Source organism: Bacillus sp. N447-1, assembly GCF_022701035.1.
Classification (GTDB): Bacteria; Bacillota; Bacilli; order Bacillales; family Bacillaceae_G; genus Bacillus_A; species Bacillus_A cereus.
Map to the genome: position 1 here is coordinate 3,386,226 of NZ_CP065509.1, position 21,732 is coordinate 3,407,957.

Below are 21,732 nucleotides of genomic sequence, written 5' to 3' on the forward strand. Positions count from 1 at the left end.
CGGTCGATATTTTTAAAAACGGCCTCAATTAATTTTTAACAGGCTGATTTTTAATAAAGAAGTCCATAACGTAAAATACTTCGTCATCAGGTATTTGTATTTCAAATGTATTTTCAATCGGTTGCAATGCTTTTTTTACTTTCATATACATCCAGTATTCATCTTGTCTTCTTTTCTCTTTATCAGGGTGAGGAAGAAGGCTTTCTCCTTTTTGAAGACGGTCAACCATACAGCTCATATGCAGAATAACCCCCATTAAGCTATCAGGAGTTAGCTGTAAGGAAATTAATTCTTGAATTGTATTTAATGCGTAACGAATTGTTTTAATAAGTAATGCCCCATCGTTACGCTGCATTTGTTGTTCAAGAATATCCGCCATTTTTGCATATGTTTCTTCATACGTAATTAATTCTTGAATGGGCTGAATCGCTGTGTAGTTTACGATGTCTTGGAAATGATATGTTAAGCACGGCACTTGCACATCGAAATTCGTGACGATACAAATGATATTACGCTCTTTTTTTATGTTCTCGATCATTTTCGTTAAATCTTTTTCATGGACGATACTAATCGGAATAATTTCAATTAAGTCTTTATCAAATCGTAAATAGTTCTCTAACATTTTTTGAATAGCTAAAGCACTTCCTTCACCAGTTAAACAAGCTGTTAAAATAACAGATTTCATTGGAGAGAGAGGTTTTTTCTTTTCTTCTTGTACGTTTAAGTAAAACGGTGTTAAATTTTTTACTGTTTCATACAGCGCATCTAATGAATAACCGAGCTGAGCTTTTCGAGCTGCTTCTAGTGCATGTGGTGTGCTCGTCATCGAGAGAACACGTACAGGGATTTTGAACTCCGTTTCTAATATGTCACCGATATAAGCAAGTGACCCCATATCGACAAGTAAGAGAAGCCCATTTACATTTTGTAGTGTTTTCATATACACTTTCACACGTTCCAAGAAATCTTTCGGTGATTCGTGTAACGGCATATCAATACCGGTTACTTCCTCAATGCCGAGAAGTTCGTTTGCAACGTTTGCCATTTCAGTTGCGATGCCATTACCGTGTGCTAATATTAATACTTTTACTTCTGTTTGTGAGGCAGGAATTGGATCAACAACGAAGAACATTGTTAAAAAGCCAGCTTCATCAATAGGCATTGTTATTTGTAATTCTTCCTCCAGTAGTTGAATGCATTGCATAGCTACGGAAAAAGCTTCTTTATATTTCGTACGAATTTGATTTAATTGTGGGTGATGTATTTGTTTTCCGCTTTGTAAACGTTGTAGAGTTGTCTGTACATGTAAACTTAAAGCAAGAAATACTTTTTCATCAAACGTCTTAGATAAATGCTTTTCAGCAAGTTCCGCTATTTTTTCACATACGGAAACGATATTACGATCCACAATTTTAAAAACATTTTCATGGCTTGTTTTTTTGGATATTTGGTTAAAATATTGTACGAAAAAGCTTTGAACATCATTTTCTATTAGTAATTCTAATTCTTCCTCTTCAATACCACGTGCTTGAAGTTCTTCGTATTTATAGTCAATATAATCGTAAATAGAAGAGCGTTTTTCATCTTCTGTTTTATGATTACTCCAACCTTCCTCACCTGTAAATACAAATGTTTCATTTGGTATTTGGTATAAGTGACGGCTCTTCCTTTCAATGAACAACCCTTCTTTCATATACCAAGGTAGATCTGTACTTGAAACATAGACAGAATCACGTTTCTTTGTGACCAAATCAGAATAGGCTTTCGCACAGGCAATTTGAACATCTGTTTTTAATTGACCGATGTTATTGGGACAATTGTAAAAGACGAAAGCACGCATTGTATTTGGGCTAACGTGAATGTCTTTTCGCAGACGAATTGCTTCATTTGTGAAAAATAGCTGTAGTAAAGCAAAGCGCTCTTTATGTGTACGCTCACGAAGTGGTGGCAGCGTAACAGTCATCGGTATACGTCTTGTAAATGTTTTTAATAAAAATGAATTTGGTTCTTCTGTTGTTGCAGTAATGATTAATACTTGTGCTTTACGTTCGTTCTCTGTTTCTCCAAGGCGGCGGTATACTCCGCGGTCAATAAAGGTGAAAAGCATTTCTTGTCCCTCTGGAGGCAGGCGATGTACTTCATCTAAGAAAAGAATTCCTTCATGTGCTTTTTCAATTAACCCTTTTTGATCACTTGCTCCTGTATAAGCTCCTTTTTTAATCCCAAATAATTGCCCGAGTAGTAACTGTGGATTATTTGCATAATCAGCACAGTTAAAGACGATAAATGGTGCATCTTTGGGAAGCTGTTCAACTTCAATTGCATATTCGTGCATTAAAGAAGCAAACATAGACTTTCCGACCCCTGTTTCTCCCAGTAGTAAAGTATGCATACCGTTTGGAGGATAGAGAATAGAAGCTTTCGCTTTTTCAATTGCAATTTTAAGGCTCGTATTTTCAATTGCAAATGTATCTAATGAAGTTATGTCTTTTGAATGCGTTTCCAACGAAGTGTTCGTTTCTATGTAAAAACGAACAGGTCGCGTATTTGTTTTTAATAAACGTTTATCTTTTACAAGTTTGTTTAAATCGCTACTTACATTGGCGCGATCTAGTTGCAGAAATGTAGCGAGTTCTGATGCGGTTACACCTTCTGTATAATTGCCTTTTTGTATTGCGTTAAAAATGAGATCTATTCGTTTCATTTCTATTCACCTCGAAACTTCATCACTATTTAAAATTTTACACAAAAATGGGAAGGGTGGGAAGAGAAAAATAAAACAGCTTTAGCACATAGGCACTAAAGCTGTTACAATCTTGTGTCTTTCCAAAAATTTACCTTGAGATGAGAAGAAGGATTATAGGGAAGAAGTTTGTATCCTTGTGACTGTAAATAATCAATTACTTTTGGCAGTATTTGTACGGTTACACTCGAATCATGCATTAAAATGACTTCGACTTGTTCATCACTTTGATTACGTACTCTTTCGAGTATGGCAGAAGGATTGTCATAGCTTTTCCAGTCGTATGTATCGATCGTCCAATCCCACATTTTATACTGGGCCGATACAAGTGCGTCACGGTAATTCTTTTTTAAGTAAGGCATACTACCATATGGAACGCGAACGAGATGTGTATTTAATTTCGTAACTTGCTGGACAATGCTTTGTGTTTGCTCCATTTCTGCAATTAAAGTGGAAGGGTCACCAGTGTAAAGGCGTTTTACATCATGTGACATACTGTGAAGTCCGATATAATGTCCGTCTTTAATTAATCGTTGCATTGTCTTTTTATAATGTGGTACTTTTCCACCAATAACAAAGAAAGTTGCTTTTCCGTTCTTTTCTTTTAAGATGTTTAAAATTTGTGTAGTATATTTGTTTGGTCCGTCATCAAATGTTAAGTACGCAATTTTTTGTGTAGGAGAAGTTGTTCCAGTATTTGGATGATATTCAGCAGGAATAATAGTTGTTGCTTCAGTATTAGATGATACGTACATAGTAATCGTTAAAAATAAAATAATACATTGAAATACTCGCTTGATCATAACATTCACCCTCAGTTTGACAATCAAGATGTAAAAAAGAAAACTTGATACTTTTCTTATTATGTATATCTTTCTCCAATAGAGGAACTCTCAAACAATCTATATTTTGGAAATATAAAATGAGAATAAAAAATAGCATCCTCTTATAAGAAAGAGGATGCTATTTGAATATTTCATAATTGAAAAGGCTATACTACAATTAGTCTTCGCGTTTTTTCACTTTTTTATAAAAGGAAATGATTGGTTTGTAGCGTTCATGTACAAGCCCGATTATTTCAGCGATGATTTCTGTGAAGAAAATCAAAGCGAAAAGAAGAATAATGGATAACCATAACGTTGCAGTAGTAAAAATAATGGCATTTACACTAAAGAAAATACCGAATGCGTATATAATTAGTACCGTTTTGCGATGAGAGAATCCCATTGCAAGTAAGCGGTGATGTAAATGCGATTTATCTGGTGCTGAAATAGGTTTTTTATTTACGATACGACGGATGATTGCAAATATCGTATCAAATATAGGTACACCTAAAATGATAATTGGAACGATAAAACTGAATAACGTTACACTTTTGTATAATCCAAGTAACGATATAACAGAAATACAGTATCCTAAAAATAGTGCTCCTGTATCTCCCATGAAAATTTTTGCTGGATGGAAGTTGTAGAATAAAAATCCAATTGTACTTGCTAATATAATTAATGCAAGTGGCAATATAATAGCTGTTCCAGTACCCCATGGGCTAGTAAAGGCCATATATGCTAGCGTTGCAAGTACGATAGATGAAATCCCAGCAGATAATCCATCTAAGCCGTCAATTAAGTTGATTGCATTCGTAATACCTACAAGCCAAAATACTGTAATTGGATAAGCAAGCCATCCAAGTTCAGTATCCCCAAAGAATGGGATATATAATACTTGCACTAATAATCCACTTTTTACAATCATAATGGCAACTAACAGTTGTCCACCGAATTTTACTCTCGCAGATAACTCGTACATATCATCTAAGATTCCGATGATTACAATGATAATCGCACCTAGCGTTATCGATAACATTCTTTGCTCATATAAGCCGCCGACAACAAATCCTACAGCTACACCAATAAATATTGCCAACCCGCCAAGACGTGGCATAATCTTTTGGTGCACTTTACGTGCGTTTGGCTTATCTGTCGCTCCTATTTTAAAAGCTAATTTAATAACTAAAGGAGTAACGACGAGTACAGTGATGAAAGATGCCAAAATGGCATAAATCACTTGTGAGTCCATTAATACCCCACCCTTTATAGTCTAACGTATTTTTTTAATGTATTTATCTGAAAATTATGATGTTTATTTACAGGCTCATAACATATGGTATCACAAAAAGATTAGAATTCAATCTTTTTTTCTTTTTACGGTTAATGGAAGCGGATAGAATATATGACAATTGTATATAGAATGTTGGATCATATAAGAAGGTTAATCGTACTGGGCTTTGGAATGTAACATTTCCTCTTTTTCTTCAATAGTGAATACTTTTATTTCAGTATTATAAGTGTTGCACGTAGAAATGAGTAAGTTTCGTGTTAAAATGTGGGAATTTATCACGCGTGAACTGGCAGCCGGATTCTCACTGATTAAGTTTTACTTTATAGTGCATTTAATTTTACAAAAACTTTAAAAAAAGTAAGGGAAGTAATTCATATAATGAAGAAGGAAAAGGGTTTTCTCATTTTTAATATGAGAGGGGGAAGCGCAGGGAGAGTTCTATATTTCATATCTTTTCTATTGTAAATTCCTGTGCGAAAAGGAAATGAAAATTACGATAGTAGGTACTGGATATGTTGGATTGATTACAGGAGTAGGATTAGCAAAATTAGGGCATTCAGTTATATGTTTTGATATAGATGATGAAAAAATTGAACGGATAAAACAAGGGGATTTACCTATTTATGAGGTTAGATTACATGAATTAATAAATTATGCATATGAGAATAATGCTTTAACTTTTACATCAAATAAAGAAGAGGCATTTGATGATGTAGAGTTTATATTTATTGCAGTCGGAACACCACCCTTATTAGATGGGACGGCAGATTTAACGTATATTCAGAGTGCTTGTAACGATATTGGATTATATGCGACGAACGATATTATTGTTGTTACGAAAAGTACAGTTCCAGTAGGTACAAATGATGTAATGAAGGGATGGATTGAGGAGAAGTTAAAAGGGAGGCATACAGTACATATCGTATCGAATCCAGAGTTTTTGCGTGAAGGTTCAGGTATTTATGATTTCTTTCATGGAGATCGTATTGTAATTGGAGCGGATAGTGAGGAAGTAGCAAGAAGAGTAGAGAGTTTGTATAGTGAATTATGCTTAGAAACGTATGTTACAGATATTAAAAGTGCGGAGATGATTAAATACGCGTCGAATGCCTTTTTAGCTACAAAGATTAGTTTCATTAATGAAATTTCAAATATATGTGAGAAGGTAGGCGCGAATGTATTAGATGTTGCCAAAGGGATGGGAATGGATAAGAGAATCGGCGCATCTTTTTTAAATGCAGGCATTGGCTACGGAGGATCGTGTTTTCCGAAAGATACGAAAGCACTGGTACAAATTGCGGGAAATGTTGCTCATGATTTTCGTTTGTTAAAAGCGGTTATTGAAGTAAATAATAAGCAACAGCTGCTATTGATTGAAAAAGCGAAAAAAGTTATGAATATGAATAAAAAGCGGATTGCAGTTCTTGGCGCATCCTTTAAACCGAATACGGATGATATTAGAGAAGCATCATCTCTTATTATAATACAAGCATTACTTAATATAGGTGCAGATATTGTTCTTTACGACCCAAAAGCAATTCAATATGTGAAAAATATATTTGGAGATGCTATACAATATAGTAGATGTATAGATGAATCGATTAGAGATGCGAGTGCGGTTTTTATCGTAACAGAATGGGAAGATATTCAAGCTTATCCGTTAGAAAAGTACGTACAACTTATGAGGGAGCCTATTTTATTTGATGGGAGAAATTGTTATACTGATGAAGATGTTAAGAAACAAAAGATAGATTATTACTCGGTGGGAAGAAAAAGTATTTGTAATAGAAAAGTTTCTGTTATGCGTTAAAAAGGGATGTACTCATGTATATTTTTATATGTCATAATAGAAGCTGTAATTAGTGAAAGAAAAGAGGCAATCACATGACTGAACGTTTAAAAGTAATGACAATTTTCGGGACACGTCCAGAAGCAATTAAAATGGCACCTCTTGTATTAGAGTTGCAAAAACACCCAGAAAAAATTGAATCGATTGTGACTGTAACAGCACAGCATCGCCAAATGTTAGATCAAGTATTAAGTATCTTTGGAATTACGCCAGATTTCGATTTAAATATCATGAAAGACCGCCAAACTTTAATTGATGTTACAACGCGTGGTTTAGAAGGTTTGGATAAAGTAATGAAAGAAGCGAAGCCGGATATTGTACTTGTACATGGTGATACAACAACAACATTTATTGCAAGCTTAGCTGCTTTTTATAATCAAATTCCAGTAGGTCATGTTGAGGCGGGCCTTCGTACGTGGGATAAGTATTCTCCATACCCAGAAGAAATGAATCGTCAATTAACAGGTGTAATGGCGGATCTTCATTTCTCACCAACAGCAAAATCAGCAACGAACTTACAGAAGGAAAATAAAGATGAGTCACGTATTTTCATTACAGGAAATACAGCGATTGACGCGCTACAAACGACTGTAAAAGAAACATATAGTCATCCTGTACTAGAGAAACTTGGGGATGATCGTCTTGTACTTATGACAGCTCACCGTCGTGAAAACTTAGGTGAACCGATGCGTAATATGTTCCGTGCAATTAAGCGTCTTGTTGATAAGCATGAAGATGTACAAGTTGTGTACCCTGTTCATATGAACCCTGTTGTTCGTGAAATAGCAAATGAAATTTTAGGTGAACATAACCGTATTCATTTAATTGAGCCGCTAGATGTAATTGATTTCCACAATGTTGCAGCTCGTTCATACTTAATGTTAACGGATTCTGGTGGTGTACAAGAAGAAGCTCCATCACTTGGGGTACCAGTTCTTGTTCTTCGTGATACAACAGAGCGCCCTGAAGGTATTGAAGCAGGTACGCTGAAATTAGCAGGAACAGACGAAGAGACAATCTTTGGTCTTGCTGATGAGTTGTTATCAGATAAAGAAGCTCATGATAAGATGGCGAAAGCATCTAACCCTTACGGTGATGGTCGTGCATCAGAGCGTATTGTAGAAGCGATTTTACAACACTTTAATAAGTAAATAAAAAAAGGCCCAATCGGATAGATTGGGCCTTTTTTTACGGCTGATTGCGCATAATCCACTCTGCATGAGCATTTGTAGAAGGTGGCGGATCAGTTGGTGTGTTATTTTGGTTTGTCTCTTTTTTTGTTTGTTCGTTAGAGGTAGAACTTGAATTTGAATCAGGATTTGAGTTGTTTTTTATATTTGGATTTTTTGCTTTTTCTCCTAATTCTTTTTCAATTTCGTTACGCACCGTTTCTACACTGATTGGATCTGGAAGGAAGTAATAAATACCGCCTATCTTTTTGTCTTCGCCTTCAAGCTTTAACGTTTGCATTGTAGAAGGATCAAATCCAGAAAGTTTATTGTAAAGAGCAAGTCCGTCTGAAATAGGAATGTCGGTTTTTATATATTTTCCAACGACAGCTGTTAAATCTTTAATTTTAAATACAGTAGAGGTGGAGTTTAGTTTATGAGCAACAGCGGCCAGTAATTGTCTTTGTCTAGCAGCTCGACCATAATCGCCATTTGGATCTTGCTTTCGCATACGGACGTAAGCAAGTGCTTCTTCACCGTTTAAGTTTTGCTGTCCTTGCTTAAATTGAATTTTTTTGTAGTAATCCACGTCAGAGCGCTCCCAGAAATCGAAGGGTACGTCAACGGTAACGCCGCCAACAGCATCAACGATACCTTTAAAGCCTTGGAAATCAATTTTCAGATAATGGTCTACAGGAACTTTTAGAAAGCCTTCGACAGTTTTGATTGCCATTTCTTCTCCGCCGTAAGCATGGGCAGCGTTAATTTTGTCTTCCTTATTTTTGCCAACAATTTTAACTCGAGAATCACGAGGAATACTCATAAGTGAAATCTTTTGCGTTTTTGGATTGACTGTTGCAAACATTAATGAGTCTGTACGACCATTTTGACCATCTGTCGCATAATCTTCTATACCCATAATGAGAATTGTAAAAGGTTCTTTTGTAATTTCTACATCTTTGTTTCTTAAATCTGATTTTTCACGAGTAAAACCACTATACATCCCCATAAGAGAAGAGTAAGAATTTAACACATAAACTCCTATGCTGCCAAATAAAAATGCGAAAATAAGGAAGAAGAAAAGTTTCCTTCTTCGCTTCTTTTTTATTCTGCTATTTTGGAGATGATAATAACGTTCTTCCATATATAATCTCCTTAGTTCGTTAGTTCATTTGTAGGGAAGTAATTCACTACATTAATCTTTGAAGGTGATAAATGGGTTATGCTTAGATAACATCTTGTTCTAAGTACAACATATCTCCTTCTGTAATTGTACATTTACCGTTTGTTAATTCAATCATCCAATCTGTAAATGCTTGTTTGCCGTCTTCTTCTACATACGTATCAAATGTGACATTTTCTAGATAATGAATATCTTTAATGGCATATTTTGAATTGCGTAATTCATTTTCCACTTTGCCAAGTAATGTGTAATCAATCTCGGTTTGCATCACACGCATTAGTTTTCGCTGGACAACACCGACATGATTAATGCCTTCGCTTGTACACTTTCCATATGCACGAATTAATCCACCTGCACCAAGTTTAATGCCACCAAAATAGCGTGTTACAACAACAACGGTATCTTTTAGTCCACGTTTTTTAAGTACTTCCAGCATTGGTACGCCAGCTGTACCGCTAGGCTCGCCGTCATCATTTGCTTTTTGAATATGATCTTGTTCGCCAATTAAATAAGCGGAACAATTATGTGTTGCATTCCAATGTTGTTTTTTTATTTTTTGTATAAATTCTTGAGCCTCTTCCTCAGTCGTTGCTCGGCTAATATAACAAATAAATCTTGATTTTTGAATGACGATTTCGTGTTCGCCGTAGTCTTTGATTGTTAAATATTGTAATAGCACTTGTGTACGCCCCTATCTATCAAAATGACTAGTACTTTCCATTTTAAAAGCGAGCCTTTTTATATTCAAACATTTTTTCTAAATATGCTGAAGTTTTTGGTGAGTATTTTATCTTTTTGTTGTAATTTGTCGAGATGGTAGGTATAATTTCAACCGGCATTTTCATGTATGGATGCACCATTTGTAGTTTTCGTGTAAAATTAGGAAATAAAACTTTTTATAAGGCAGGTACGAAAATGAAAATAGCTATTGTTACTGATAGTACGGCATATATACCGAAGCAAATTCGTGATGAACTCAATATATATATGATTCCATTAAACGTTGTGTTTGGAACAGAATCTTATCAAGAAGAAGCTGAAATTTCAGCAGATGATTTTTATGTGAAAGTACGTGAACAAGAGGAACTTCCAAAAACTTCTCAACCAGCAATCGGAAAGTTTGTTGAGCTATATGAAGAACTAGCTAAAGATTATGATGCAGTTATTAGTATTCACCTATCAAGTGGAATTAGTGGTACATATCAAACATCAACGACAGCTGGACAGATGGTAGAGGGTATTGATGTATACACGTATGACTCTGAAATTAGTTGTGAAGTACAAGGATTTTATGTGCGTGAAGGTGCAAAGTTAGCAAGTGAAGGAAAGAACCCAAAAGAGATTATCGCTCGTTTTGATGAAATGAAGAAAACGATGGACGCCTATTTTGTAGTTGATGATTTACATCATTTACAACGTGGTGGTCGATTGAATAGCGCGCAAGCTTTCATCGGCAGTCTGTTACAAGTGAAGCCAGTTTTATATTTTAGAGATAAAATCATTATTCCGTTTGAAAAGATTCGTACACGTAAAAAAGCATTAAAACGTATCATTGAAATTTTTGATGAGCAAGCAAGTAAAGGTGTACCTATGGAAGCAGTTATCATTCATGCACAACGTGAAGAAGAAGCGAATGAATGGAAGAAAGAATTAGAAGCAAAATATCCTCACGTCACAATTCGTACAGGTTATTTTGGAGCTGTAATTGGTACGCACTTAGGTGAAGGTGCATTAGGTCTTGGATGGTATACGAAGTAATAAAGATATAAAAAGCTCTCTTTTTAAGAGGTTTTTTTTACGGGTATGTTACGTTTAGTTGACAAGTTAATATTTGGAAATGGTAAAGTGTACGTAAAATAAAATAATGAGGAAAGTTTTATAACTTACTTTTTACAAGAAACTATATTATAATAGAAGAGAGGTGAAACATATGGAGCATAATTCTTGTTTATGTCCAAAGTTTGAGTCAGCTTTTACTCTGCTTAGTAAGAAGTGGACTGGCTTAATTATTAAATCTTTGCTTGAAGAGTCGAAACGTTTTAGAGAAATCGCAGATATTATCCCAAATATGAGCGATCGTATGTTGTCAGAGCGTTTGAAGGAATTGGAAAGCGAGGGCATTGTAGTTCGTAATGTCTATCCAGAAGTACCAGTTCGAATCGAGTATGGCTTAACTGACAAGGGGAAAGCGTTAGAAAGTGTTATGGATGAGGTCCAAAATTGGGCTGAGAAATGGATGAAGTAGCATTTCATTTGTATTCGTATATTTAATAAAACGTAAGGGATTCCTTACGTTTTTTCTTTGTTTATAGAAGTAAGAAAAGTATGTAAATTTCTACACATACATACAAAAATATACGAATTTTGCGCTAGAGCTACATATAATATTACATTTGTTTTACAAAAACGTAACATTAGCAAAAAAAATCCCGAATTATGGTATAAATTTTATAGGTTATATACGGAAAAAGAAAAAAGAAAGCGGTGTAAAAAATAAAATGAAAAAGCTAAAAATGGCATCTTGCGCATTAGTTGCAGGGTTAATGTTTTCTGGGCTAACACCAAATGTATTTGCAGAAGATAAAATTTCTGACGTGAAATCACAAATTAATACACAAAATGACACTTTACATAAACAACAACAAGAACGTGATGAATTACAAAAGCAAATGAATGACTTAAACAAAACAATTCAAGGTTTAGATAAATCTGTTCAAGAGAATGCTGCAAAGCTTGATGAAACAACGAAAAAAGTTGCTGATACTGAGCAATTAATTGAAAAGAAAAATAAAGATATTGCAGAATTACAAACAAAGATTGCAAAACGTGAAGAACTATTAAGAAAGCGTTTAGTTGCACTTCAAGAACAACCAAATACGAACGTTGTAACAGAAGTTCTTGTAAACTCTAAAAACATTGCAGATTTAGTTGATCGTTTAACTTCTGTTTCTAAAATTCTTGAGTCTGATGAAGATATCATGAAAACACAACAAGAAGATCAAGCTAGTGTGAAAAAAGATGTTGCAACGGTAAAAGAGAAACAAAAAGAATTAAAAGAAGCACAAGCTCAAATTGAAACTGCTAAGAAAGATCTTGACGCTGAAAAAGCGAAAAAAGAAACTGCAGTAAATGATTTAAGCGGTAAAATGGAAACAGTTGTAACTACAATGACAAGTACGGAAAGCCAATTAAAAGAGCTTGAGCAACAGGCATTAAAATTACAACAAATTGCTGAAAAAGAAGCGCAAGAAAAAGCTGCACAAGAAGCTGCTGCTCAAAAGCAAGCAGAGCAAGCTGCTAAAGACGCGCAAGCTCAGCCAGCACAGCAACCAGCGGCGGCTCAACCAGCACAAACGCAAGCTCAACCAGCAGCTCCAGCAAATAATGCTGTACAAGCTCCAAAAGAAGAGTCTAAAAAAGAAGAACCTAAAAAAGAAGAAGCGAAAAAACCAGCACCAGTAGTAACAAATGATGGTGGCGGAAGACAAGATGTTGTTGAAAAAGCTAAAGGCTTAGTAGGTCTAAAATACGTATGGGGTAGTGCGTCAATTTCAAACGGTGGTTTTGACTGCAGTGGTTTAATCTCTTACGTTTACGGTTTAGGTCGTCAAGATACTAGAAGTCTATGGAGTTCTGTACAAAAAATCAGCCCATCTGAAGCAAAACCAGGAGACCTTATCTTCTTACAAGGCACATATAGAGCGGGCGTATCTCACGTTGGAATTTACATTGGTGGCGGTCAAATGATTCATGCTGCTGATGAGTCAACAGGCGTTGCTTATGGTAGCGTAAATAGCTCTTACAACCAAAAACATTTCTTAGGTTACGGAAGATTATAGAATTATAATTCAATAAAAAAAGTGTATAAAGTCGATAGCTTACTATTTTATAAGTAGGTTATCGGCTTTTTTGAGTTTTTACGAGATGATGAGAAAGGTTTATAGTAGTGCTGGAGGTGATTGTTGATGGTAGCGGGGAAACAGTTGCTATTAGAAGAACTTTCTTCAGATTTACAGAGGAAATTAAACGATTTGAAAAAGAAGGGAGAGATCGTATGTGTACAAGGTGTAAAAAAGAAGAATTCTAAATATATGTGCCAACGCTGTGGAAATGTAGATCGGCTGCTATTTGCGTCGTTTTTATGTAAAAGGTGCAGTAAAGTGTGCACATATTGCCGGAAGTGTATAACGATGGGGAGAGTAAGTGAATGTGCTGTACTTGTTCGCGGGATTGCTGAAAGAAAGAGAGAAAAGAATTCAAATTTGTTACAGTGGAACGGGACGTTGTCTACTGGCCAGAATTTGGCGGCGCAAGGAGTTATAGAGGCTATTAAGCAAAAAGAATCATTTTTTATTTGGGCTGTATGCGGGGCTGGGAAAACAGAGATGTTGTTTTACGGTATTAACGAAGCGCTTCAAAAAGGAGAAAGAGTTTGTATCGCAACGCCAAGAACGGATGTTGTTTTGGAATTAGCACCGAGATTACAAGAAGTATTTCCATATATAAAGGTAGCGGCTTTATATGGAGGGAGTGTAGATAAAGAAAAAGATGCAGTACTAGTCGTTGCGACCACGCATCAATTATTACGTTATTATAGGGCGTTTCATGTCATAGTTGTAGATGAGATAGATGCTTTTCCATATTGTGCAGATCAAATGTTACAGTACGCGGTAAAACAAGCGATGAAAGAAAAAGCGGCGCGTATTTATTTAACTGCGACTCCAGATGAAACGTGGAAGCGAAAATTTAGAAAAGGTGAACAAAAAGGTGTTATTGTTTCTGGACGATATCACCGTCATCCGTTGCCAGTTCCTCTATTTTGCTGGTGCGGAAATTGGAAGAAAAGCCTCAACCGTGAAAGAATTCCTCGAGTTTTACTACAATGGTTAAAGATGTACTTAAACAAAAAGTATCCTGTTTTTTTATTCGTTCCCCATGTACGATATATAGAAGAAATAAGCTCGTTATTGAAATCATTGCATAATAAAGTTGAAGGGGTACATGCAGAAGATCCGATGAGAAAAGAGAAAGTCGCAGCGTTCAGAAAGGGAGAAATCCCATTATTAGTTACAACGACAATTTTAGAGCGAGGCGTAACGGTGAAAAATTTGCAAGTTGCAGTTTTAGGGGCGGAAGAAGAAATATTTTCAGAAAGTGCGCTCGTACAAATTGCGGGCCGAGCAGGGCGGAGCTTTGAAGCACCATATGGAGAGGTCATTTATTTTCACTATGGCAAGACAGAGGCGATGGTGCGCGCGAAAAAACATATTCAAGGTATGAATAAAAATGCGAAAGAACAAGGATTGATCGATTAATGCATTGTTTACTTTGTGATGAGTGTTTTGTAGAAAAGGTTAGTTGGTACACTTTTTTTGTAAAGTGTCATAGAAAATATATATGTGATAGATGTGAGCAGAAACTTTCCTATATTATAGGAGAAATTTGCATGGAGTGCGGGCGACCTTTAGAATTTGTTCCTGCCTCATTTCAAGAAGACGGTATTTGTATAGATTGTATAAGGTGGATGAAAGAGGAGAAGTATCGTTCTTTTAAAAACCGTTCGTTATATATGTATGATGATGAGATGAAAGAAATAGTAGCGCAGTTTAAGTTTCGGGGGGATGCAGAGTTAGTGCACATTTTTTATCGTCCTTTTCGAAGTTTATTTCAAAAGTGTTTTGCCAATGTTTCAACTGTTATCGCTGTTCCGCTTAGTAAGGAAAGGGAAATTGAACGTGGTTTTAATCAAGCTGAGTTATTAGCAACTTGTTTGCCTGTCAAAATTTCTTATCCATCATTAAGAAGAAGGGAAACAGAAAAGCAAAGTAAGAAGACACGTAAAGAAAGGGTGTCAGGAAGCAATCCTTTTTATTTTCAGGGAGAAGAGATGTTTTCTGGGCAACATATTTTACTCGTTGATGACGTGTATACGACAGGGATTACAGTTAGGCAAATCGGAAGTTTGTTATATGAAAGAGGGGCAAGGGAAGTATCTAGTTTGACACTTTGTAGAAGTTAATATGACAGTGTCGAAAGGGATAATAAAAAGGCGATAAGTCTTCTTTGACTTCATATGTTGTCATTCGTTATAGTCAAAATATGGGGCGAATGCCCTGATTTTTAGAGTGAAGGGAATGGAATGAACATGCAAGGAAGAGTGAAATGGTTCAATGCAGAAAAGGGATTTGGGTTTATTGAGCGTGAAGATGGTGACGATGTATTTGTCCATTTTTCTGCTATTCAACAAGATGGGTATAAGTCATTGGAAGAAGGGCAACAAGTAGAGTTTGACATTGTAGATGGAGCACGTGGACCACAAGCAGCTAATGTTGTGAAACTGTAGGGTATATTGTTTTGGGAAGAGAAAGCTGCGTTTGTGGCAACGTTATATATATGTAGTAGAACCTCTTGTTTTTCGCAAGGGGTTTTTGTTATAGGGTAAGTTGTCAAAAAGTTGTTTCTTTTCTGTAACGAATTGTCCACAGAAATATTCGTTATTCACGATGTTAATAGGATAAAATAAAGATAGAAACGATGCATCTTTTCATTTCAACAAAAAACGATAAAAAAATCGCAATTCCACTAATTTTTTTAAAAAAGTTAGAAGGAGTTTTTAAGCCAATGTCGAAATTATAGTACATAGGCTTGAAAGGAGGAATTCATCTATGAAATTCAACATTCGTGGTGAAAATATTGAAGTAACTCCAGCATTAAAGGAATATGTAGAGAAAAAACTAAGTAAGTTAGAGCGTTATTTTGATACATTCCCAGAGATTAAAGTTAATTTAAAAGTATACTCTGACAAGCAACGTGTCGAGGTAACAATCCCATTTACTGATTTATTACTTCGTGCAGAAGAAACTAATAGCGATATGTACGCTGCTATCGATTTAGTAGTTGATAAAATTGAGCGACAAATTCGTAAACATAAAACAAAAGTAAATCGTAAGTTACGTGAGAAAGGTTCTATAAAAACGAACTTTATCCTTCCGGAAGCAGTAGCTGTTTTGGATGAGGTAGAAGAAGATGAATTAGAACTTGTACGTACAAAACGATTCGATTTAAAACCGATGGACGTTGAAGAGGCAATCCTACAAATGGATATGCTAGGACATAATTTCTTCGTCTTCACAAATGCTGATACAAACGAAACTAATGTTGTATATGGCCGTAAAGATGGGAAATACGGTTTAATCGAAACTAAATAATAATTCGAAAGCGTAGCCGAAATGGCTGCGCTTTTTTGTATTGAGATTTTGAATGTGATTATCTCCGTAAGTATGTACTTGTTAGGAGTATACTAATTTTGTTTAATTTAGCAATATTTTATAATTGTAAATAAAATATTAAGTTTTCTGGAATCAATTGATAGTGTATTTTGCTTTTGTTATCTTAAAATTTCATTATATAGATTTAGTTTGTTTCTTTAGTAAAAAAATAAAATCAATATAATGCTACAAATTATCGGAGGTGCTTTTAGTGAGCATTAAGAAAAAAAGTCGTTTTATGTTTGGATCTGTTTTATCGTTAGGTATTTTAGCTAGTACTTTTGCTTTAACCGAACCTGCTAAGGCTGATACAAAGGATGATCATGTAGAATTTACCTTTAGACTTTGGAATGCATATGATTTTACTAATGCACGTCCTAAAGAGACACCTACTTCTATGTATATGCGTGTAAAGAGTAGTGAGAAGGGCGGTGGTTCTTTTAACGTTTGGACAGAAGCTGATAAAAATAAAGGTAAAGGTAATAGAGATTGGGTAAATGTTTCAGGTGAGTCGGGTAAGCATGAAGGAACGGTGAAACCAGGTAAAACGTATCTTTTCCAAAATTACGCATATGAAAACTATGGAAAAAATGTACCTGTGAGATTTGGTGGTTATTCTAGAGAAAATAATGCTTATCCTACTGCTTGGAGTCCTGATAGTGTAAGACCAAGTGGACCTTACACTGAATATTGATTTAGAAATTATAAATTGAAATTATTTATTGTGTAGTACTAGAAAAAGTCGTATAGTTCAGAGTCTTGATTATACGGCTTTTCCTGCTATTTCATTTTTAAAATAGGTGGAGTTGTAATGAGGTTTATCTCAAGATATATTTTAGTTTGTTTTTTATATTGAGTATTAGTTTCTTAGTTTCTTGTCAAAAGAAAGTAGATGAACCGATTGTAAATATTGAAGATACTTTAACGGAAAAAGATAATTTGAAAAGTATTCAGTTACAAGAAATTAAGAAAAATACTATTGTTGAACAAGTGTTTTTAAAAAGTGAAAATGGTCATGATTTCTTTCAAGGTCAAATAGAAAGAAATGATAGCTTAATAGAGGATAAGCTTTCAAATAAAAAATTAAAGTCAGGAGTGATACCAGAAAATTATTATGTTTTCTTAACGGGTGTGACGAATAAGAAAAAACCAACGTATCTTTTGGGACGGATTGAACAAATTGATGGAAAAATAATTCAGTGGAAACAAGAAGTTAAGAGTGTAAAAAGAAAAGGTACAAATGATGTTTATCAGTATGAAGTTGAGTTTCCTAAATTTGAAGGAGAGAGAGCAAATGTTTCTTTTCGTTACATTTGGTTAAATAAAGAAAATAAATGTTATGGTGTTGCGGATCAATTGTTCATATTAAAAAAGATTTAAATTTAATGGTTTATGGAGGAGCTATAGATGAGTTACTTTTTAGGAAGGATTTTAAAAGGTAGGATGTTTTGGTTGTCTGTATTTATTATGTTAGTAATTGTTATTGCTCAATATATTGCTATGTTTGTGACAACTAAAGGATTTAATGATGCTGGGATTATAAAGGTATCTCCATATTTATCTAACATTTTACATTTTAATAGATTACCATTTTATAGTGAATTTTATCTACTTATATTTCCTATGATTTCTGCAATGGCTGTAGCTGGGATTTATAGAATTGATAAAAATTATGGATTTATTTATCCTGTCATTTCTAAGATGGGAACGCGTCATTATTTTAGATTACTTTATTGTATTAATTTTATAGTATCTTTTTTTATTATAAGTGTCCCTTTACTATTTCATTTTTATTTATATGCGATGACTTATCCGACAGTTGCTCCGCATCCGATATTAAATTATATGGCGGCTACTGTTTCACCAACAGCTCAATTTAATACGGTTTATTATGAGTATCCTACTTTATATTTTCTAATGTATGTATTTTTAAATAGTTTATACGGTGCAGTTTTTTCGAGTTTAGCTTTATCAGTTTCGTTTTTTATAAAACGAGTTTATTTTGTTTATTTAGTTCCATTTATTTTACATATTTTTGGCTTGGTATTGGAAAAGGGATTCTCAATCCTAAAGATTATTTAATTAAAGATTTTGGCTTTTTGAATTACAAATTTTTCTTAGTGTACTGTTATGTATTTGGTTTTGTTCTGTAGTTCTTTATTTACGGGGAGTAGGAAGCATGTTCTTTTATAATGTTATGAAAGAAACTATAAGGATGAAATATGTTTGGTTAAGTATTCTCTTTTACTTAATGTCAGTATCATTGGTTGTTTGTTCAATTATTTTGAAACCGGAATTATAAAAGAGAAAATGAACGAATTGGAAGTTTTGTATAAGGTTATGTCGTTTTATAATTTATCGACTATATTTATTCCTTTAACTATCGTTTTTCTGTATATTCTATGTCGAATTTTTTAGTATTTATGTTGTTTACAGAGTGAATAATGCATTGAAATTAGTTTCCATATATTATTTGAAGCTATTTGTTTTGTTTACTTTTTGCTGGGAGTATGATTTTACAGTTGTTTTTGATGTCAAATATGATGGCTGTAACTAGTGTTGATGTAAATTATCCATTATTATTTTGCATTCAATTATTTGCGAGTGTTTTTATATGTATGATAAGTGCTGTATTGCAATTATTTTTACCTAGTTTACTTGTAATAATATGTATGATTACTGCTGTTTTATTAGATAGATTTATATTACATGGATTTTTATTTACAAATGCTTTTATATAAATGTCTTTGAAGATGCTACTGGTATATGTATACGCTTATTTGTCTGTCTTTTTATCTTTTTATAAGTGTATGGATTTTATCTAAAAAAGTTATATTTCTATGAATGATGAGACAGAGGTGATCTAGTTTACATTATGATCTTATATTATTTGTTAAAAAGAGATTTACATGTAAGGTTTCGAGATTCCATCAAGATAATGGCTTTTTTATTCTTAATTTATGCTATTATTGCAATTGCTTTTTTTTACAATCAGCCTCTTAGTAATGGTAAAGAATCTGTATTAGTAGATGTTACCTTTTATCGATTTTTTCATGGAGTAGACTTTGTGGATTTATCTTATTTTTATAAGGAGGGGCGATTTTCTATCCCTTTTTATTGGATATTCTTTCAAATCACTCCTTTGTTGCTTGTAGGCAATTTTGCTTTTTCAGATATTCAACAGAATGGTGTTTATTTATTTCCTCGTGTTAAGAAGAAGCATTTTCTGTGGTTAACGAAAATGCTATCTTTGTTTTTTTACATAGTTTGTATTTGGGTTGTTATGTATTTTATTTGGTTTACGGTGTACTATTTGCTTACTTTTGGCGAGAGTTCTTTATATAGTCAATTTTCTTATAAAATATTAGGTACTATGCTAATTCAAATAATTATAAGTTTTTATTAGCTTTGATTTTTGAGTTTTTAACTTTTTATATACCGATAACTATTGTTTTTGTACTAATGTTGTTGTACCTATTTTTGTCTATTTTCTTTCATAGTATTTATTTTTAGGCTCTTTTGTTATGCCAAATCGTTGGTATTTTGTTGATCACAGTTCAATTCAATTGACTTTAGGTAATAATCAATCTATTCAATGGAATGATTTACTCCTAATAGGGGTAGTAATTGTTGTTGTAATGATTTTATTAGGTAGTTTTTGTTTTAAAAAACTAGATGTGATAGGTGAATAATTTATGGACAATTATATTAAATGTGAATGTATGACGAAAAGATTAAAAGGAAATGTTGTGTTAGATAATATTAATTTGTCAGTAAAAAAAGGCGAATTTTTAGTTTTGAAGGGGCATAATGGCTCTGGTAAAACGATGATTTTACGCGCTATCTCAGGGTTAATGCGTTTGAATTCTGGAGTTGTTTATATAGATAATGAAATAATTGGAAAACAAAAGCAATTTCCTGATTCTATGGGAATATTGATTGAATATCCAAGTTTTATTCCAGGGTATACTGGTTTTCAGAACTTGAAATTTTTATCATCGATTAACAATAAAATCTCCGATGAGGAGATTTATAATATTATTCAAAGGGTTGGGCTTGATAAAACAGATAAGAGAAAGTATAAAAGATACTCTTTAGGTATGAAACAACGTTTAGGGATAGCGCAAGCTTTAATGGAACAACCAAAATTACTGTTATTAGACGAGCCAACTAATGCTTTAGATAGTGATGGGATAAAAGATGTTTTAGATATTTTGAAAGTAGAAAAAGCCAAGGGAACGACTATTGTTGTAGCCAGTCATGATTTGCATGTTCTAGATAATGAAATGGTAGATCGTATTGTACATGTTAATAATGGAAAGTTGGTAGATTAAGAGTGACGAGAAAACATATCTTAATAAGTATTGGATTGTGTCTGTTGCTATGTATATTTGCTAGTTTATTAAGATTTAAAACATTAAATCTTAATAATGAATCTTATAAAGTGGTAAAAGATGAGTTTTTATCTAATAGAACTTTTGAAGATGGGCAAGGAGTTACGTTTCATGCACTTAATCCTCTTGATCCTACAAAAGTTTATGACCCCTATGAAGACCGTGAAGTAGTGACGTATGTTTTACCTTTAGATATTACAAATACAACAAATCGAGATATTAACTTGCTTAGTAATAAGTCTATTTCCGATACAATGTTTTATTCTAAAATAGGTGAGTTTTATAATTTAATCCCTTATTCAATGGAATTACCTAAAAAATATCAGTTTGATCCTGTAATACCTGCTGGTAAAACAGTACGAGGGTATATAGGGACAAATTATTTTATAGGAGATGACCCTTATAAAAATTATAAAAACTTTTCAAATGAATCAACTAAAGTGAAATTCATTTCGTGTATAAAAGATAAGGAAGGAAATATCATGAATTAGAAATACCGATAAATTAATAAAATTTATGATTGATACAGCTATATTTTAATGTTGTTTGTAGATCTTGCAACATAACAATATCTTTTAAAGTCGGGGTTTTTTTGTAGGTGTAAGTATCTATGGATGCTACACCTGCGAAGTTTCCGGCTTTTTGTAATTGTTGATTTAGATTTTATTAAGGAATTTTTGGTAGTCATATTCTTTAAAAGGAAACTTGAAAGAATATGACTTAGATTTAATACGAAATTTGTAACGTGAAATTGAAATAGCGAGACAGAGAAAAGGAACGTAACAAATGAAATAAAAACTTTTTCTGAATATGAGGCCCGACATCTTGCCGATTGTTGTCATAGTTATAAGACAAGTGTTACAATTATCATTAGGTATATACATTTTAGTTTTTTTAATTAGGAGAAAAATTGGCATAACATACATTTGATTTTTATAACGACTGATTGTAATAGAGAAAAAGAAAAACAATCGGAAGTTTTATTTTAATAAAAAGAGGAGCGTATTT

The 21,732-nt window shown here is 33.7% G+C and carries 16 protein-coding genes and 6 pseudogenes; 16 read left to right on the top strand and 6 right to left on the bottom strand.

Annotation, left to right across the window (positions count from 1 at the left end; translation table 11 throughout):
* Positions 1 to 28 precede the first annotated feature (28 nt).
* From IQ781_RS17065 to IQ781_RS17075, 3 genes are all read right to left on the bottom strand, one after another.
* Positions 29 to 2,704 carry a sigma-54-dependent transcriptional regulator gene (locus IQ781_RS17065; protein WP_139847060.1) on the bottom strand — a complete coding sequence of 892 codons (2,676 nt, stop codon included), beginning with the start codon at positions 2,702 to 2,704 and terminating at the stop codon, positions 29 to 31.
* A gap of 104 nt (positions 2,705 to 2,808) precedes the next feature.
* Entirely contained in the window at positions 2,809 to 3,546 is a 738-nt protein-coding gene (locus IQ781_RS17070; RefSeq protein WP_000597148.1) for a polysaccharide deacetylase family protein, read from the bottom strand.
* A gap of 199 nt (positions 3,547 to 3,745) precedes the next feature.
* Entirely contained in the window at positions 3,746 to 4,819 is a 1,074-nt protein-coding gene (locus IQ781_RS17075; protein WP_006917642.1) for a glycosyltransferase family 4 protein, read from the bottom strand.
* Positions 4,820 to 5,345: 526 nt separating this feature from the next.
* On the opposite strand from IQ781_RS17075, the gene IQ781_RS17080 reads away from it, so the two are divergent.
* Both IQ781_RS17080 and wecB read left to right on the top strand, forming a co-directional pair.
* Positions 5,346 to 6,671, top strand: a complete 1,326-nt coding sequence (locus IQ781_RS17080; protein WP_139847059.1) for a UDP-glucose dehydrogenase family protein — start codon at positions 5,346 to 5,348, stop codon at positions 6,669 to 6,671.
* A 74-nt stretch (positions 6,672 to 6,745) separates the two neighbouring features.
* Complete coding sequence (wecB, locus tag IQ781_RS17085) at positions 6,746 to 7,861, top strand: non-hydrolyzing UDP-N-acetylglucosamine 2-epimerase (protein WP_139847058.1); 1,116 nt, start codon at positions 6,746 to 6,748, stop codon at positions 7,859 to 7,861.
* Positions 7,862 to 7,898: 37 nt separating this feature from the next.
* Here wecB and IQ781_RS17090 read toward each other — a convergent pair whose 3' ends face one another.
* Both IQ781_RS17090 and IQ781_RS17095 read right to left on the bottom strand, forming a co-directional pair.
* A complete protein-coding gene (locus tag IQ781_RS17090; RefSeq protein WP_050293011.1) occupies positions 7,899 to 9,023 on the bottom strand; it encodes an LCP family protein in 1,125 nt (374 codons plus the stop codon).
* 82 nt (positions 9,024 to 9,105) lie between these two features.
* Complete coding sequence (locus tag IQ781_RS17095; protein ID WP_000926669.1) at positions 9,106 to 9,741, bottom strand: YigZ family protein; 636 nt, start codon at positions 9,739 to 9,741, stop codon at positions 9,106 to 9,108.
* Between the two features lie 236 nt (positions 9,742 to 9,977).
* Between IQ781_RS17095 and IQ781_RS17100 the strand changes: the two genes are divergently transcribed.
* The 14 genes and pseudogenes from IQ781_RS17100 (at position 9,978) to IQ781_RS17165 (ending at position 21,232) form a co-directional block, all read left to right on the top strand.
* Complete coding sequence (locus IQ781_RS17100; RefSeq protein WP_000684725.1) at positions 9,978 to 10,820, top strand: DegV family protein; 843 nt, start codon at positions 9,978 to 9,980, stop codon at positions 10,818 to 10,820.
* Positions 10,821 to 10,992: 172 nt separating this feature from the next.
* Positions 10,993 to 11,307 carry a winged helix-turn-helix transcriptional regulator gene (locus IQ781_RS17105; RefSeq protein WP_000400857.1) on the top strand — a complete coding sequence of 105 codons (315 nt, stop codon included), beginning with the start codon at positions 10,993 to 10,995 and terminating at the stop codon, positions 11,305 to 11,307.
* A 148-nt stretch (positions 11,308 to 11,455) separates the two neighbouring features.
* Positions 11,456 to 12,901 carry a C40 family peptidase gene (locus IQ781_RS17110; protein WP_000499476.1) on the top strand — a complete coding sequence of 482 codons (1,446 nt, stop codon included), beginning with the start codon at positions 11,456 to 11,458 and terminating at the stop codon, positions 12,899 to 12,901.
* Positions 12,902 to 13,027: 126 nt separating this feature from the next.
* Positions 13,028 to 14,377: an ATP-dependent helicase ComFA gene (comFA, locus tag IQ781_RS17115; RefSeq protein WP_050228965.1), complete on the top strand. Its 1,350-nt coding sequence runs from the start codon at positions 13,028 to 13,030 to the stop codon at positions 14,375 to 14,377.
* Positions 14,377 to 15,081: a ComFC family protein gene (locus tag IQ781_RS17120; RefSeq protein ID WP_013142274.1), complete on the top strand. Its 705-nt coding sequence runs from the start codon at positions 14,377 to 14,379 to the stop codon at positions 15,079 to 15,081. The genes comFA and IQ781_RS17120 overlap by 1 nt, the downstream gene beginning before the upstream one ends.
* Before the next feature lie 126 nt (positions 15,082 to 15,207).
* On the top strand, positions 15,208 to 15,405 hold the full coding sequence (cspC, locus tag IQ781_RS17125) for a cold shock protein CspC (protein ID WP_001990088.1): 198 nt from the start codon (positions 15,208 to 15,210) through the stop codon (positions 15,403 to 15,405).
* A 322-nt stretch (positions 15,406 to 15,727) separates the two neighbouring features.
* Complete coding sequence (hpf, locus tag IQ781_RS17130) at positions 15,728 to 16,270, top strand: ribosome hibernation-promoting factor, HPF/YfiA family (RefSeq protein ID WP_000671185.1); 543 nt, start codon at positions 15,728 to 15,730, stop codon at positions 16,268 to 16,270.
* Positions 16,271 to 16,541: 271 nt separating this feature from the next.
* Positions 16,542 to 17,024, top strand: a complete 483-nt coding sequence (locus IQ781_RS17135) for a hypothetical protein (RefSeq protein ID WP_000023374.1) — start codon at positions 16,542 to 16,544, stop codon at positions 17,022 to 17,024.
* A gap of 117 nt (positions 17,025 to 17,141) precedes the next feature.
* Positions 17,142 to 17,710 (top strand): annotated as a pseudogene (locus IQ781_RS17140) (hypothetical protein).
* A 27-nt stretch (positions 17,711 to 17,737) separates the two neighbouring features.
* Positions 17,738 to 18,523, top strand: a pseudogene (locus tag IQ781_RS17145) (hypothetical protein).
* A pseudogene (locus IQ781_RS17150) lies at positions 18,510 to 19,197 on the top strand (hypothetical protein). The pseudogenes IQ781_RS17145 and IQ781_RS17150 overlap by 14 nt, the downstream one beginning before the upstream one ends.
* A gap of 71 nt (positions 19,198 to 19,268) precedes the next feature.
* Positions 19,269 to 20,022 (top strand): annotated as a pseudogene (locus IQ781_RS17155) (hypothetical protein).
* A 3-nt stretch (positions 20,023 to 20,025) separates the two neighbouring features.
* The gene (locus IQ781_RS17160; protein WP_000371033.1) at positions 20,026 to 20,664 is read left to right on the top strand and encodes an ATP-binding cassette domain-containing protein; all 639 of its coding nucleotides are present in this window, start codon (positions 20,026 to 20,028) and stop codon (positions 20,662 to 20,664) included.
* Positions 20,665 to 20,705: 41 nt separating this feature from the next.
* Positions 20,706 to 21,232, top strand: a pseudogene (locus IQ781_RS17165) (hypothetical protein).
* On the opposite strand, the pseudogene IQ781_RS28475 reads toward IQ781_RS17165, so the two are convergent.
* A pseudogene (locus IQ781_RS28475) lies at positions 21,229 to 21,378 on the bottom strand (tyrosine-type recombinase/integrase); the annotation flags it as partial. The pseudogenes IQ781_RS17165 and IQ781_RS28475 sit on opposite strands and share 4 nt — an antisense overlap.
* Positions 21,379 to 21,732 lie beyond the last annotated feature (354 nt).